This is a genomic window from Methanothrix soehngenii GP6, from assembly GCF_000204415.1.
Taxonomy (GTDB): domain Archaea; phylum Halobacteriota; class Methanosarcinia; order Methanotrichales; family Methanotrichaceae; genus Methanothrix; species Methanothrix soehngenii.
The window spans coordinates 519439-533700 of record NC_015416.1 but is presented as its reverse complement, the minus strand read 5'-3'; the positions used below and the strand labels follow the sequence as shown (position 1 = coordinate 533700).

The window sequence follows — 14262 nt, the reverse complement described above, 5'->3', positions numbered from 1 at the left end:
CATGTTCGAGCGCATCGCGGGTTGGCTACTTATGGCGCTATTCATTGTTGTTTTAACTAAGTTGTTGACGCAAAATAAAATAGACAACTTTATATTGTAGAACATCGTTTATATATTATGGAAAGCGAAGTAGACTATGAACCATTCCTAAAAGCCTTGTCAGGTGCAGATCCGATCCAGGCAAGGCGTTTTGCGGCTGCGAAGGCTCTTGAACTTGGATGGGGCGGTGTCTCAAAAGTCTCTGCCATAACTGGATTTTCGCGTACTACTATCAATAAGGGCATTCAAGAGCTTGAGAGCAACGAAGATCTGAAGCCACCCGAAAGGCTTCGCAAGCCGGGTGGTGGTCGAAAACGAGTTGCAGATAGAGAGCCAAACCTATTGAACGACCTAGAAAAAATAATGGAAGAGAGTACAGCAGGCGACCCAATGAGTCTTCTCAAATGGACATATAAATCAACCTATGCCATCGCCGAAGAACTGCAATCGAGAGGTCATAAAGTAAGTCATGATACAGTGAGACGGCTATTGAAGGAAAGCGGCTACTCGCTTCAAGCCAATCGAAAAAACCTAGAAGGTAAGTCAGGTCCAGAGAGAGATACTCAATTCCGCTATGTCAGTAGTCAAGCCGCCAAATTCATTGATGCAGGTGATCCTGTAATTTCTGTAGATGCAAAGAAAAAGGAACTCGTCGGCAACTACAAGAATTCAGGCAGGACTTGGAGGCAAAAAGGACAACCAGAACTGGTTAATGTGTATGATTTCCCATCCAAAGCGATTGGAGCCGCTATCCCTTATGGGGTTTATGATCCTAAAAGAAACGAAGGGGTCGTTAATATCGGAAAGAGCCACAATACCGCAGAATTTGCCGTTGAGAGCATCAGACAATGGTGGAATTTAGTTGGAAAATATCGCTATGCAGGATGCAAAAATTTGCTCATTTGCGCGGATGGTGGTGGGAGCAACGGAAGCCGAAACAGGGGATGGAAGTTCTTTTTGCAGCAATTGGCTGATGAAATTGGAATAACCATTACGGTTAGTCATTTTCCACCTGGGACGAGCAAGTGGAATAAGATCGAGCATTGCATGTTCTCATTTATAAGCATGAATTGGCGAGGAAAGCCTTTATCCAGCTATGAAACCATTATCAAGCTAATCGGATCAACTAAGACAAAGAAGGGGCTAAGGATAGAGGCTCGATTAGATGACCGAGATTATGAAACGGGAATAAAGATATTGGACGAGGATATGGCGCGATTGAAAATTAGTGTACATGAATTATATCCCATGTGGAACTATTCAATAGAACCACGTCTAACTACATCAAAATAGCGAGAAATTGAATATATTATTTAGCGTCAAGCCCTAAGAAGCTAATCAGATAGTAGGAGTGGAGGAAGAGCTCCAAAAAAACCAGCCTGCAGAAACGTCCGCGTCTCATAGAGGCAAGCCCCCCCTGACACTACCCCCGACGGTAGTGTCCCGATTGTGATGTAAAATAGTAGTAATAATCCTGGCGATGTATTGGATGCTGCTTTGGTAGTAGCAGCATTTTTGATCATTTGCAAGAATTATAATAGGCCCTGTATCCATACTTGAGTTGTCTCGAAATCAAGGAGGACACAAGGCCATGCAACCATTAGAGCCAGTAATAAATTATCTTGTCGATGTCCCGATTGAGATCGGGACTCTTTCCCCGTAGGTGAAAGATCCGAATAGCGGACTGAAGCAGGTCATAACCGAGTTCCTGAACGCGGTAATGCTGTTTGAGGCATATCTGCAGAGCGGTGCGCTTCCCTACGAGCGCAGCCCTCAGAGAAAGGCACACAGAAACGGCACCAGATCGAGAACCCTCAAGACCCGCGTTGGCGAATTAACCCTTAATAAGCCTCAGTTCAGAGAATTCCCATTTGAATCAAGCGTATTTGAAAGATACTGTCGTGTAGAACAAGCTCTGCTAATGACGATTGCAGAATCATATATCCAGGGCGTTTCAACCCGAAAAATGGAGGAATTGGTCGAAAACTTCGGTTTGAACAGGTTATCTGCGTCTGAGGTCTCTCGTTTATGCAAGATTCTCGACGAAAAAGTGGAGGAGTTCCTCAAGCGCCCAATTGAAGTCAAGATTCGCTATCTGCTGGTTGACGCTACCTACTTCAAGGTGAGATGCGGTGCCCAATACAAGAACAGGGCTTTGCTGGTTGTAGTGGGGGTTCGCGAGGATGGTCTCAGAGAGATCTTGGGCGCCAGCATAGCGGAATCGGAGGACAGTGGCTATTGGATGACACTATTCAGAAGCCTCAAGGATAGGGGATTAGAGGGCGTCGAGTTGGTGATATCAGATGCACACAAGGGCATTCAAAAAGCAGTGGAATTGTCTTTTGTGGGAGCCTCCTGGCAGTATTGCCGTTTTCACCATTCAAGAGCGGTCCTGGAGAGCATTCCCAACAAGGACAAACAGGAGATCGCCGATAAGCTAAAAGAAGCATCTGATGACGAGATAAAGATGCAAGAACTGGCGAAGGAGCTGAGAGATAGAGGTTACGATCCTGCTGCAGAGACAATCGACAGGTTCAGATTCGATCTATGGAATTATAAGGCGTATCCGAAGGCCCATTGGAAGAGGATACGAACCACAAACATCATTGAGCGCATCAATAAGGAATTGAAGCGCAGAAGCAGACCTGTAGGAGCATTCCCGAGTGATCAATCCCTGATGAGATTGGCAGGATGCATCATGATAAATATAAATGAAGAGTGGGTCACAGGTAAAAAGTATTTAACGATGGACGTATAGTAATGATAGTAGGATACAGGGCGGCTAAATTACAGCAATTTCGGGACACTACCATTATGACTATAATCCCGAGCCAGCCTCATCATTTTATTCCAGTTGCCTTGAAGAATGTATAGCAAAACACCCCGTCCTCTTCAGTCGTCCGGTATAGATCCCTTATACCCTCATCAAATGCCTCTGGCTTTATCATCCCCAACTTTATGGCCTGTTCCCGAACGCCCTCAATCATGGCAGTGAACGTGTTCCTGGTGAAGCCCTCCACCATCTCCGGCCGGCTGGAGTCGGCATAGACCATGCGGGGAGAGACTCAAACCGAGATGTAACCTGCTTTAGAGAGCAGGGGATATAGCTCCCTTCCGATCATTGCATTGCCTCCTGCAAATCTTTGCAGTTCCACCTGGGCTAAGATCGCCCTTTGGGCAGCAATGCTATCCGGATAAAAGTATGCTGAACCGTGGTCTCCCTCAATCACCGTGATTGTGCCACCGGGGCGGATGAAGTCCTTCAGAGCGATTAGGGCCTCCATCGGTCTGGGCAGGTGCTCGAGGACGAAGCAGAGGAAGAGGTGATCGAATGATTGGGGATCAAAGGGAAGACGGAATATGTCCGCCTGCAAAAAATCAATATTCTCAATGCCTGCTTCCTCAACCTTTCCCCTGGCCTGGAGGACGGAGGCCCGGGATATGTCCATTGAGATGATCGATGCCTCTGGATTGTTTCGAGATAGGGTCAAAGTCTGCGCTCCCACCCCGCAGCCGGCCTCCAGGACCCGGCTGCCTGCAGGATAGGAGGTATCGGAGTGAAGCAGCTGAACAAGGGTGGTGGCCTGATCCTGTAAGCGCCTGCTCTCCCTTGGATCGTAGCCGTGAACGTATGCTTTGTTCATGCTGGCCTCTTTTATTTGGGATCGGTAATAATCTTAGCTGTCGGCTTATCTATAGGCCCATCCCTTATCTTATCTATGTTCTATGCGATCAAGCGCAGAGATTATATCTAATATCGCGATGGAGATATATTCTCGATCGCCCAGTATTTAAACAGCGCAATGATCAGCGGAATTTCCCGCCATTTTGAGCAGTAGAGCAAAGAAGCTATAAGTATCTCGTTTTTTAATGTACATTCAAGTCCATTTACCAGAAGAGGTGCGCAAAATGACCAAGACGGCAGTAATCATAGGCGGGGGAATTTCCGGGATATTTGTGATGAAGGACCTCCAGGAAAAGAGCATAGCAACGAAAGAGGACATCAAGATAGTCCTTTTAAAGCGCGAGGACACCGGCTGGGTCTCTGTCTGCGGATTGCCTTATGCTCTCCGCGGATGGTATGAAATAGACAAGGTTGTTATCAACAAGCCGGAGTTCTTCTCAGAGCAAGGGGTGGATTTCAGAACCAAGACCGAGGTTGAAAGGATAAACACTGACGATAAAACCTTGAAGCTGAAGACGGGAGAGACTCTGAAATACGATTATCTGGTCATCGCCACAGGGAGAAAGCCGGCTCTTCCCGAGATGATCGAAAAGTCAACTATGAAGAACATATTCACCCTCAGCACCATGGAAGATGCCTACAGTATCGAGGCTGCCTTTAAATCAGGAGAAGTGAAGAATGCGCTGGTTCGAGGGCGGGGCATTATTGCATTACAGGCCGCTGCCGCTGCTGCTGCCAATCGTATCAAGACCACTGTCCTTGCCGGTCCCCCCTCATTGCTCCCCGGAGGCCTGGATCCGGATATGGGCGATATGCTCAAAGAGTGGATGCAAAAGCAGGGAATAGAGTTCATCCTGGAAAACCAGCCGATTTCCGGCCTGAAAGAAGATGGCGGCCGGGTCAGGTCTGTCCTCATTGGCCCAAGAGGTGAGAAGGAGATTCCTGCGGAGATGGTAGTGGTCGCCATGGGCATGAGGCCGAATGTCAGGCTAGCAGAAGAGGCGGGAATTGAGATAGGAGACACTGGCGGAATTATCACAGACAACTCATTGCACGCTAAAACCAAAAAGAGCTACCTAAAAGAGGTCTTTGCTCTGGGCGACTGCATTGAGGTCATTGATGGCATCACCCTCCGTCCGAAGTTGAACCAGCTGGCTTCTACATCCGTTGTCCAGGCAAATGTAATCTCAGATAACATAATCAGTGATATCAAAGGCAATCCCTGCTTGTATTCATCTTACGACCCATGCATGGGCCCGGTAGTTGCCGAGATCGCCGGCCTGAACTTTGGATCGGTGGGGGTGACAACGGAGGCGGCAGGGAGAGCGGGCATTAAGACGATATCCGGCAAAGCAACCAAGCTGACCAAGGCTCGATACTTCCCAGGGGCAAAGCCGCTTACGATGAAGCTGATCTTCGACGCCTTCTCCATGAAACTTTTAGGGGCTCAGATGATCTCCGAGGTCCCGGTCTCAGACAGAGTAAATGAGATGGCAGTGGCCATAAGAGCCTGTGTTAACGCGGAGGACCTCAGAAACACAGAAAGATGCTTCGATCCATCCTTATCTCTTCTCGTGGACGTAACCGTGGATGCAGCCGAGGACGCTCTGAAAAGTAAATCCGTCTGTTAGTTCTAGGGAGCAAAAGAGTTTAGAGGAGCTCTTACAGTCCACAATGGCAACTGGCTGGGAGTGCAGGGCTTCGCCCCTTTTCGCCTCCTTTTTATAGACTCATATTTATCATGATCATGCATTCACGCAGGGAAAGATTTATTTGCTCAATTGCTAAAAGTAATTAGATAAATGAATATGCGTACTGGATTCTCCGAGGTTTTCGGGCCAGCAATGAGGAATTGGCTTTGGATTTAAGTACAACTGCGCTTTTAGCATTTCTTGGATTTCTGCTCTTCGCGTCGGCTTTCTTCTCTGCATCTGAGACCGCATTGATGTCACTGAGCAAGATCAGGCTTATCCATTTGGTTGAGGAGAAGATAAGAGGTGCCAGCGTGGTAGAAAAGCTGAGGAAAGACCCCAGCCGACTGCTGGGCACTATCCTTGTGGGCAACAATTTAGTAAACATCAGCGCATCGTCCATTGCCACAGTCCTGGCGATAAAATATTTCGGCGATAGCGGAGTTGGCATCGCTACCGGGGTGATGACCATGCTGGTGCTCATATTCGGAGAGATCACTCCCAAATCACTGGCTGCTCAAAAGTCTGAACAAGTAGCTCTCTTGGTGGCAAGGCCTATCTCAGTTTTAGCATACATTCTGAGTCCCGTCGTAGCGGTCTTCTCCCGTGTAGCCAGCATATTCTTGCGGCTCTTTGGCTGCAGAAGCAATGCCAAACTGCCCTCGATTACCGAAGAGGAGCTCAAGTCCATGGTGAATTTGGGCGAGGAGGAGGGTGTCATCGAGGATCATGAAAAGACGATGATCTGCAATGTATTCGACTTCGGGGACCAGCTGGTTAAAGATATTATGGTTCCGCGGATGGACATCATTGCCATAAACATCAATGCCACCTATGAGGATGTCATAAAGATAATAAGAGCTGAGCAGTTCTCCCGCTATCCAGTTTACAGCAACAGGATCGATAACATAGTAGGCATTCTCAATGTCAAGGACCTGGTCTACCTGGATTCCAAGAGGGACTTTGACATGAAAGGGTTTGTGAAAAAGCCCTACTACACATTCGAGTTCATGAATACCTCAGAGCTCTTCAGCGAGATGAAAAAGCGCAGGACACATATGGCCATAGTCCTGGATGAGTATGGGGGCACGGCCGGTATCGTCACCATGGAGGATCTGGTTGAGGAGATCGTGGGAGAGATATCAGACGAGTACGACATGCAAACCAATGAGATCGAGACGATCCGGGAAGGAGAGTACATCGTCGATGGAAGCACCAGGATCGAGGAGCTGAACGAGCTGATCGGGACGGATATCGAATCAGAGCATTACGAATCAATAGGCGGTTTTATGATCCAGCTATTGGGCAGACTGCCCAGGCAAGGCGAATCCGTCGAATACATGAACACCAGGTTCGTAATCGAGAATGTGGAAAAAAACCGCATCAAAAAGATCAGGGTGCTGATGTCAGAAGCCCTGCCTGATGAAGAGAGCATTGTATTGTGAGGGCTTCAAGATGTGTTCTAGATGTGGCATTCTGATTGAAAAGGCGCTTTCTGATAGCGTCCATAACTGCCCTCATTGCGGGCTTTCGGTGAGTCGAGATTGGAATGCGGCAATCAATATGCTTGGATTGGGACTACAATCTGTCGGAATTAAAAACGTAGAAGCCCTACCCCTTTAGGGGTGGGGAGTGGTCACATAAACACAGGCTGGAAGCCCCGCTCTTCAGGGCGGGGAGGAAAGCCGTAAGTAGCCCACCAAAACCTTTATATCACTTAGTGACTATAATGCCTACTGATGACTGAGCAGGTGTTAACCGTCCGATGCAAGTTAAGTCCAACAGACTCCCAGGCCGAAGAGATGGATGATACTCTGAAAGCCTTTGCGGATGCCTGCAATTGGATAAACCAGAATACGCCTGCTAAGCTCAGAAATAAGGTCCGTATTCAGGGCATTGTATACCAAGATGTTCGAGCTAAGTTTGGTCTTTCTGCCAATCTGGCAATCAGGGCTATCAATCGCGTTGCATCTAACCGTAAGACTGCCATGAAGGATCATTCATCAGTTAAGAACTTTGAACCAACCAGTATAGATTATGATACTAGGGAGGGTTTCGATTTAGCACCAATTAGAAGAGCTTTAAATTCCTGCGTTAATATTTTCAATCTTTATGGTTGTTTTTAGGTCAATTCATCCATTATGTAGCCTCTTTTTCTGCATTTTGCCTTGCTTTTTCTCTATTCTCTCGTGCACTTTCATAGCCTCCGCTATGTTGAAGGAACACGCCCTAAATATTTCAACTGCTCTATGTTGTAAACGATTGAATTCATCATGAATTTTATCCCTGCTCTGGCGATAGTCGTTACAGAAACATGACCTGCATTATGGGCTCGTTTCATAACCGCAAAACATCTTTCGATTTGCGATCGCTTTCTACTGATCCTTTTATTTCTCAGAATGTCTTTGATTCCCAGCTTATGACCTCTTGCAGCTTTTTTCATCGCAGCATCGTATCCTTGTGTCTTGGCACCGCTATATCCTTTATCGGCGTAACGTGGTAATCCATTGATTCCAAGGTCCACCTGACTATCATGAAGAGATGCTGTTGTTGTCTCGATTTTTCGGATAAGATGGTACTCGGTATCGATTAGAATATGGCCCTTATAACCGAAAAATGATTTGCTGCCCTTTTTTGCCCAAGTCCCCTCATTTATTGGACCATCATCGAGTCTCTTTGGTTTGGCATTGCTGCTAACGATATTATTAGAAATATTGAGCAAGTCTTTATCAAAATCAGGAGTCGGTCTCGCCTTGATGGCTTCTAAATTGGGATCCTTTTTATCTTGGTCTTTCTGATCTTTTTTATTCCTCTTTTGCCCTGGATCAGATGTTATGAAAGTAGCATCCTGAATTGTGCCCTTCTTTACGGCAAATCCTTTCTCATCAAGCTGATTCTGGAGCTCTTTCCAAAGATCCTCGTATCTGCCACATTCGATCAGTCGCTCGCGAAATAGCCAAACTGTGCTGAAATCTGGAATCACTTCTGTGGTGCCAAGAAAAATTCGAAATGAGATTCTGTCCGTAACTTGGCGTTCCAGTTCTGGGTCTGATAAACCAAACCAACTCTGAAGTACAAGTGCCTTCACCATAATTACAATATCAATGTTTGGACGACCTCCACGGCTAGTTTTATTCTTATAGATCAATGGTTCTAAAAATCTGAATCGATCCCAATTGATTAAAGAGTTAATATCGGAGAGATCATCGCCGAGAGCTTTAACCCGAGAATATTCTTCTCGCATGGCAAAATCTATGAGCGTCCTCATACATCAAATATTATGATATTAATAGTATATAAACATTTCGATTGATTAGTTTTTCGAAACCCTCTAGGATCTTTGCTTTCAGAGAGAAAGACGAAGAAGTCAGCGTGACTCTTCTTAGATCGAGACAACGAATCAAGTTGGTTCTAGGCGACTATCAGCGAACCAGACTCAAGGATTCTAAACCGACAAGCGCAACGCTTTGTAAGAAAGGATCTGAATACTATATCAACATCCAGGTTAAAAGCGAAGCACCGGAGCAGATACATGTTGATACGGTCCTTGGTGTCGATCTTGGTATAACTGATATAGCTGTGACCTCCGAAGGCCAGAAGTTTGGCGGAAAGACTATCAAGCTAATCAAGAATCATTATGCGTCTATGCGTGCTGTTCTTCAACAGAAAGCCGTGAAAGGTACAAGGAGTTCAAGGCGAAGATGCCGAGAGCTTCAGCAACGACTATCAGGCAAAGAAGCGCGTTACCAACGGCAGATCAACCACGAAATCAGCAAAGCCATTGTGACCAGAGCCCAGGAGATTCCTGCAAAGATAGCTCTGGAAGATCTAACCGGAATTAGAGAAGGCGTCAACCAGAAAGCAGGAAAAAACCATAGACGAAAAGTCAATGGTTGGGCCTTCTACCAGCTTAAGGAGTTCCTTAGCTATAAGGCTCTCGCGGCTGGCGTTCCTCTGGTTCTGGTGGACCCCGCATACACCAGCCAGACGTGCCATCAGTGCGGTGAGCATGGAATCAGGAATGGCAAGAGCTTCAAGTGTCCTGTGTGTGGTTGGTCTGGCGATGCTGATTTCAATGGTGCTAAGAATATAGCTTTCTTGGGCCGCTATGTAGACCGGCCTGGAGGCTCGGAAGGACTTCCAAGTATCAAGGCTGTCCTTTCAGGGCTACTGAAAGCTCCGGTCTTTAGGCCGGAGTAGTTTACTGAAGTGACCTCTGAGCCCTACGAAGGCGAGGTTGGTCGAACCAGCGAGGTTGCCATGCTCTGCTCATTTGTTCAGCTGGATAAGGCCATACCGCTGCTCCTCGACATGAGAGATGATCTGAAGGCAGTGCGGAAAACTTCTGACGCAACCCTCGATGAGGTCAGAGCAGTGCGGAAAACAACTGATGCGACCCTTGAGGAGATCAAGGGCATGAGGGAAGACATCTAGCCTGGATACGCCTCGAACTTCCGGCAGATGCAATCCGATATCAGGGCGATAAAGGAACGCCTGGGGATGCCTTGATCATAAAGCAATTAAATGAAAAATTCGCCAGGCGGGCCCAGGTGAAAGTTTGAACTTTTTTTAAGAGGTTCGGAATATAACGATTTCGCGAATCGAGTGCTGTTATCAAGGCTAAGACTGATCTACACAGACTGTTTTTTTTGCGCACGCTGCGAGTCGCCCCTTCGGGCCGCGGCCAAAGGGGCCCCCTCAGCGATCCATCCCATTACAAAAGCAGCAGCTGCATTGGATGCGTAAGCCTTCCAGGCATCCCGCTCTTTTCTGCCTTTATTCACCCCTTTAGCACGGGGCAGATCCGAGATCCCCCGGATCATCATGAATCTTGTGGGAATTCCCTGGCTTCCTGCCTGATCTATGGCTGCAGCCGCCCCAGCACCTTCCATCTCCACTTGCTCATACTTTCTCATAATATTTTGGCTATTCGCTAAATGGTGTTGGTAAGGTACAGGAATCCCAATTTCATCCGAGAGACAGAGGCACAAAAACGGAAAGGAATAGTGGCATCGAAAACTGCTAAGAATCCAATATCATTTCCCGATCTCCCTCTCTATCATCTCCGCCGAGACCGCTGTCCCCCGGCAGGTGTGCATGTTTATGGAGAGCAGCAGCCCTACAACCCTCTCATCCTGCACCAGGGCTGAGCCGCTATCCCCCGGTCCCGGCAGGTCCCCAGGAGGAAGGATGACATATACGATCGACCAGGAAGAATCGGATATCCGGCAGGCGATGGAATGGCGGGCGTTCACGAGTTCTGCATCGCCCGGATGAGGCTTGCCCAGAGCCGTCAACTGGCAGGGAGCGGGAATGGGAAAAAAGGCCAGATCGGCATCATCCGGAATATAGGAAACCCGGCAGGTGATCCCACCCAATCTCAGCTCTCTTGTCCCCACCTGTTGAAAAATATGGGCGGGAGCCACGCCCGCAAAGCCGCCGCGCCAGGGAATGATCGCCCCGATCACTCCGCCGGAGCGGCCGGCTATGAATTGGTCGCCTGATCTGATCACGGTATTGGGATTAATTTTGGGATCTGATATCCGCCCGGAACTCTCGAATACCTCAAATGTACTGCTGGATGAGCCCCTCAGGCTCAGCCATGTGGTTCCTCTCTTTGAGCAGGATCTTGGCTGCCGCCCTCTCGAAGTCGCTCTGGTAGACGGTAGTCCTCTCCTCCCGGATAGCATACATGCCCGCCTCTGTGGAGAGCGCCTTCAGATCAGCTCCGCTTGAGCCCTCGGAAAGCTCGGCTATCAGCCGCAGGTTCACGTCCCGGTCCAGGTTCATGCCCTTGGTGTGGATCTTGAGAATCGACTCTCTCGCCTCCTTGCTGGGCAGGGGGATCTCGATCACTCTATCGAAGCGGCCTGGCCGAAGGAGAGCTGGGTCTAGCATATCCAGACGGTTGGTGGCGGCGATCAGCTTGACCTCACCGCGGGCGTCAAAGCCATCCATCTCCGCCAGGATCTGCATTAAAGTCCTCTGAACCTCGCGATCTCCGCTGGTCGCTCCATCCATGCGGCGGGCGCCGATGGCATCCAGCTCATCGATGAGTATTATCGCTGGGGACTTGCTCTTGGCCAGCTCGAACAGCTCGCGGACCAGGCGTGCCCCTTCTCCGATGTACTTCTGCACGAACTCCGAACCCACCACCCGCATGAATGTGGCCTCTGTGCTCTGAGCAACAGCTTTCGCCAGGATGGTCTTGCCCGTACCTGGTGGGCCGTGCAGCAGGACGCCCTTGGGCGGCTCGATTCCAACCGAGGTGAAAAGGTCCGGCCGCTTTAGGGGAAGCTCCACGATCTCCCTGATCTCAGAGATCTGGGTGTCCAGACCGCCAATCTGAGAGAACTGTACATCTGGAGCCTCCTCGATCTCCATGCCGAATACCGCCGGGTCGCGGGGAGAGGGCAGAACGCACATCACCGCAAATGACTGCTGGTTTAGGCCTACCTGAGCCCCGACCTTTATCTCCTCCTCTATGAATTGGGATAAACTAACAACGAATCTGGGGCCGGTACTGCTCTTGACGATAACCCGGTTTTCATCCAGAACATCGACAATGGTTCCCACGATCATCGGACCGACGCGCAGGCGCTCCAGCTCGCTTCTGAGCTTCCGGGCCTCACGCTCGAACTTGAGCTTCTGGTTCTCTATAAGCCTCTTCTCGCCTTCTACGCGGTCCTTCTGCTCACGCAGCGCCAGGTTACGCTCCTCCAACTGGCGCATCCGGTCCAGGATGTAGCGCGAGAAATCCGCGCCAGCTCCTGACTCATTCATGCCTTCTCCACTATCCATAATTACAAAGGTTATTAAACTTTGACCCGTATAAAGGTTTCCGAAATGACCGAGAAGCAATGCGAGATTTGCGGCGCCGAAATCTCAGGTTCACCCCAAAAGATCGTTATTGACCGATCAACTATGGAAGTTTGCAAGAGCTGTGCGCGCTTCGGAAAACCAGAGGACAAATGGACACCAGTTCCACGGAAGATGGTTCCTGTGGAGAGGGCCTTCACCGTCATGAGGCCTAAACCACGCGACCAGTTCAAGGATTTGGTGGAGTTGGTTCCGGATTTCGGGCGCAAGATCAGAGAGGCGCGGGAGGGCCTGGGACTCACGCCAGAGCAGCTGGGAGCGAGGATCAAGGAGAAGGCCACGCTCCTGAAGAAGATCGAGAGAGAGGATATCTCACCTGAGGATGATGTCAGAAAGAAGCTGGAGAGGGAGCTTAAGATCAAGCTCACCGATCAGGCCAGCGAGGCTCAGGTCAAGTCCGGGGGCTCCGGCAGGGGACTCACTTTAGGGGACATAGCCAACATCAAGCGGAAATAATCCATGATACCCAGTGCAGCTCGATTTATCATTGGAGGGGGTGTGGTAGTCTATCCAACTGAGACCGTTTACGGCCTGGGGGCTAATGCTCTGGACGAGCAGGCAGTTATGAGGGTCTTTTTGATCAAGAAAAGGCCTCTTTCCATGCCCATCTCTCTGGCGGTCTCGAGCCTGGAGATGCTCAGAGAGGTGGCCGAGGTTCGCGATGATGACATGGATATTTTGGAGGATCTTCTGCCGGGACCAGTATCCATCCTGCTGCGAAAAAAGAGCATAGTTCCGGACATCCTCACTGCCGGCTCATCCCTGGTAGGCATAAGGTTCCCGGACCACGAGTCTGCCCTCAGGATAATCGATAAGGCCGGACCGATCACCTCCACAAGCGCCAATCGCACCGGCCAGCCAGCGCCGGTGAGCGCTAAGGAGGTCTCAAAAGAGATAGAGGATCGAGTAGAGCTGGTGGTGGACGGTGGCAGATGCAAATACTGCCAGCCCTCAACCCTTCTGGACCTGGAGAATAGAAAGATCATCCGGCCGGGCGCTGGCCTGGACAAAGCGCTGAAGGCGATAAAGTGATGGCCCGGATCAGAGACTTTTTCGAAACCAATGAGGGCTGGATCTTTGCTGTCTCAGACTACAACCACCCTCACGGCCTCCGCTCCCTGCTCCGCTACATTCCCGATCCGTCAGGGGAGCGTGCTGCCAGAGGCATGCGCTACCGAAAGATGGACTTCGACCAGGCATTCGAGTTCTTGCGCCAGAATAGGCCGGATTATATTCAGGACCTTCATGTGGTCCCTGAATCCGATGTCCTCCGGCTCTACGATCCCTCCCAGGGCTTGAGAGCTGTGGCAGAGAAGGATCCCAAGACGGAGAAGATCGCCCTCATCCTCAATCAAGCGGGTGTGCCCTGGGAGGAGATGGGAATCACTGGCTCCAGGCTTATCGGCTTGCAGGCACCTGCTTCGGATATCGATTTCGTGGTCTATGGTCCCATGTGGTGGAAGGCAAGGAATATAGTGGACCGGGCAAAGAGAGAGGGTGTCATACAGGACCTGGATGAAGAGACCTGGAAAAAAATCTACGCCAAGAGAAAACCCGAGATCAGCCAGGAGGAGTTCATGCTCCATGAGAAGAGAAAAGGAAACCGGGGCATGATCGATGGCACCTACTTTGATCTGCTATTCACCCGTGATTGGAACCAGATCCAGCCGCTGGATGAGGGCCGTCCTGTCGGCCAGGGGCTGGTCGAGGCTCAAGTTACAGATTGCGAGTTCGCCTTTGACAGCCCCGCCATCTTCCGGCTGGATCATCCGGAGGTTAAGGAGATTCTCTGCTTCACTCATACCTACGCCGGCCAGGCACTCCCTGGAGAGAGGATAGAAGCCAAGGGCGTACTGGAGGAGACTGCCAATGGTCTTCGGCTTGTGGTGGGAACCACCCGCGAAGCGCGGGGAGAATGGATAAGATCGCTTTCGCTGCTTGAAAAAGCTACTCAAAAGAGGTTATAAA

13 protein-coding genes and 3 pseudogenes are annotated in these 14262 nt (G+C 49.6%); 11 read left to right on the top strand and 5 right to left on the bottom strand.

Features of this window, described 5'->3' with window-relative positions; genetic code table 11:
* Positions 1 to 117: 117 nt before the first annotated feature.
* Both MCON_RS02600 and MCON_RS02595 read left to right on the top strand, forming a co-directional pair.
* The gene (locus MCON_RS02600; RefSeq protein WP_013718493.1) at positions 118 to 1332 is read left to right on the top strand and encodes an ISAzo13-like element ISMco6 family transposase; all 1215 of its coding nucleotides are present in this window, start codon (positions 118 to 120) and stop codon (positions 1330 to 1332) included.
* 370 nt (positions 1333 to 1702) lie between these two features.
* Positions 1703 to 2797 (top strand): IS256-like element ISMco5 family transposase, encoded by a 1095-nt coding sequence (locus MCON_RS02595; RefSeq protein ID WP_013718492.1) that lies wholly within the window; start codon positions 1703 to 1705, stop codon positions 2795 to 2797.
* 82 nt (positions 2798 to 2879) lie between these two features.
* On the opposite strand, the pseudogene MCON_RS02590 reads toward MCON_RS02595, so the two are convergent.
* Positions 2880 to 3683, bottom strand: a pseudogene (locus tag MCON_RS02590) (methyltransferase domain-containing protein).
* 265 nt (positions 3684 to 3948) lie between these two features.
* On the opposite strand from MCON_RS02590, the gene MCON_RS02585 reads away from it, so the two are divergent.
* The 4 genes and pseudogenes from MCON_RS02585 to MCON_RS02575 all read left to right on the top strand — a co-directional run.
* Positions 3949 to 5355 (top strand): FAD-dependent oxidoreductase, encoded by a 1407-nt coding sequence (locus MCON_RS02585; protein WP_013718491.1) that lies wholly within the window; start codon positions 3949 to 3951, stop codon positions 5353 to 5355.
* Between the two features lie 227 nt (positions 5356 to 5582).
* Positions 5583 to 6860, top strand: a complete 1278-nt coding sequence (locus tag MCON_RS02580) for an HlyC/CorC family transporter (protein WP_013718490.1) — start codon at positions 5583 to 5585, stop codon at positions 6858 to 6860.
* 7 nt (positions 6861 to 6867) lie between these two features.
* A pseudogene (locus MCON_RS15480) lies at positions 6868 to 7038 on the top strand (zinc ribbon domain-containing protein); the annotation flags it as partial.
* A 116-nt stretch (positions 7039 to 7154) separates the two neighbouring features.
* A pseudogene (locus MCON_RS02575) lies at positions 7155 to 7463 on the top strand (transposase); the annotation flags it as partial.
* A 161-nt stretch (positions 7464 to 7624) separates the two neighbouring features.
* Here the strand turns inward: MCON_RS02575 and MCON_RS02570 are convergent.
* Positions 7625 to 8683: an IS5 family transposase gene (locus tag MCON_RS02570; protein ID WP_013718487.1), complete on the bottom strand. Its 1059-nt coding sequence runs from the start codon at positions 8681 to 8683 to the stop codon at positions 7625 to 7627.
* Between the two features lie 104 nt (positions 8684 to 8787).
* Here MCON_RS02570 and MCON_RS02565 point away from each other — a divergent pair, with 104 nt between their 5' ends.
* Both MCON_RS02565 and MCON_RS02560 read left to right on the top strand, forming a co-directional pair.
* Positions 8788 to 9615: an RNA-guided endonuclease InsQ/TnpB family protein gene (locus MCON_RS02565; RefSeq protein WP_232844322.1), complete on the top strand. Its 828-nt coding sequence runs from the start codon at positions 8788 to 8790 to the stop codon at positions 9613 to 9615.
* Positions 9616 to 9624: 9 nt separating this feature from the next.
* Complete coding sequence (locus MCON_RS02560; protein ID WP_013718485.1) at positions 9625 to 9849, top strand: hypothetical protein; 225 nt, start codon at positions 9625 to 9627, stop codon at positions 9847 to 9849.
* Between the two features lie 197 nt (positions 9850 to 10046).
* On the opposite strand, the gene MCON_RS02555 is transcribed toward MCON_RS02560, so the two are convergent.
* The 3 genes from MCON_RS02555 to MCON_RS02545 all read right to left on the bottom strand — a co-directional run bounded on the left by MCON_RS02555 (position 10047) and on the right by MCON_RS02545 (position 12216).
* Positions 10047 to 10331, bottom strand: a complete 285-nt coding sequence (locus MCON_RS02555; RefSeq protein ID WP_048131722.1) for a hypothetical protein — start codon at positions 10329 to 10331, stop codon at positions 10047 to 10049.
* Positions 10332 to 10451: 120 nt separating this feature from the next.
* Entirely contained in the window at positions 10452 to 10928 is a 477-nt protein-coding gene (locus MCON_RS02550) for a hypothetical protein (protein WP_013718483.1), read from the bottom strand.
* 52 nt (positions 10929 to 10980) lie between these two features.
* Positions 10981 to 12216 carry a proteasome-activating nucleotidase gene (locus tag MCON_RS02545; RefSeq protein WP_013718482.1) on the bottom strand — a complete coding sequence of 412 codons (1236 nt, stop codon included), beginning with the start codon at positions 12214 to 12216 and terminating at the stop codon, positions 10981 to 10983.
* A 45-nt stretch (positions 12217 to 12261) separates the two neighbouring features.
* Between MCON_RS02545 and MCON_RS02540 the strand changes: the two genes are divergently transcribed.
* The 3 genes from MCON_RS02540 to MCON_RS02530 are packed head-to-tail and all read left to right on the top strand — an operon-like array spanning position 12262 to position 14261.
* Positions 12262 to 12750 carry a multiprotein bridging factor aMBF1 gene (locus MCON_RS02540; RefSeq protein ID WP_013718481.1) on the top strand — a complete coding sequence of 163 codons (489 nt, stop codon included), beginning with the start codon at positions 12262 to 12264 and terminating at the stop codon, positions 12748 to 12750.
* Between the two features lie 3 nt (positions 12751 to 12753).
* On the top strand, positions 12754 to 13326 hold the full coding sequence (locus MCON_RS02535; protein ID WP_013718480.1) for an L-threonylcarbamoyladenylate synthase: 573 nt from the start codon (positions 12754 to 12756) through the stop codon (positions 13324 to 13326).
* Complete coding sequence (locus tag MCON_RS02530; protein ID WP_013718479.1) at positions 13326 to 14261, top strand: nucleotidyltransferase domain-containing protein; 936 nt, start codon at positions 13326 to 13328, stop codon at positions 14259 to 14261. The genes MCON_RS02535 and MCON_RS02530 overlap by 1 nt, the downstream gene beginning before the upstream one ends.
* Position 14262 lies beyond the last annotated feature (1 nt).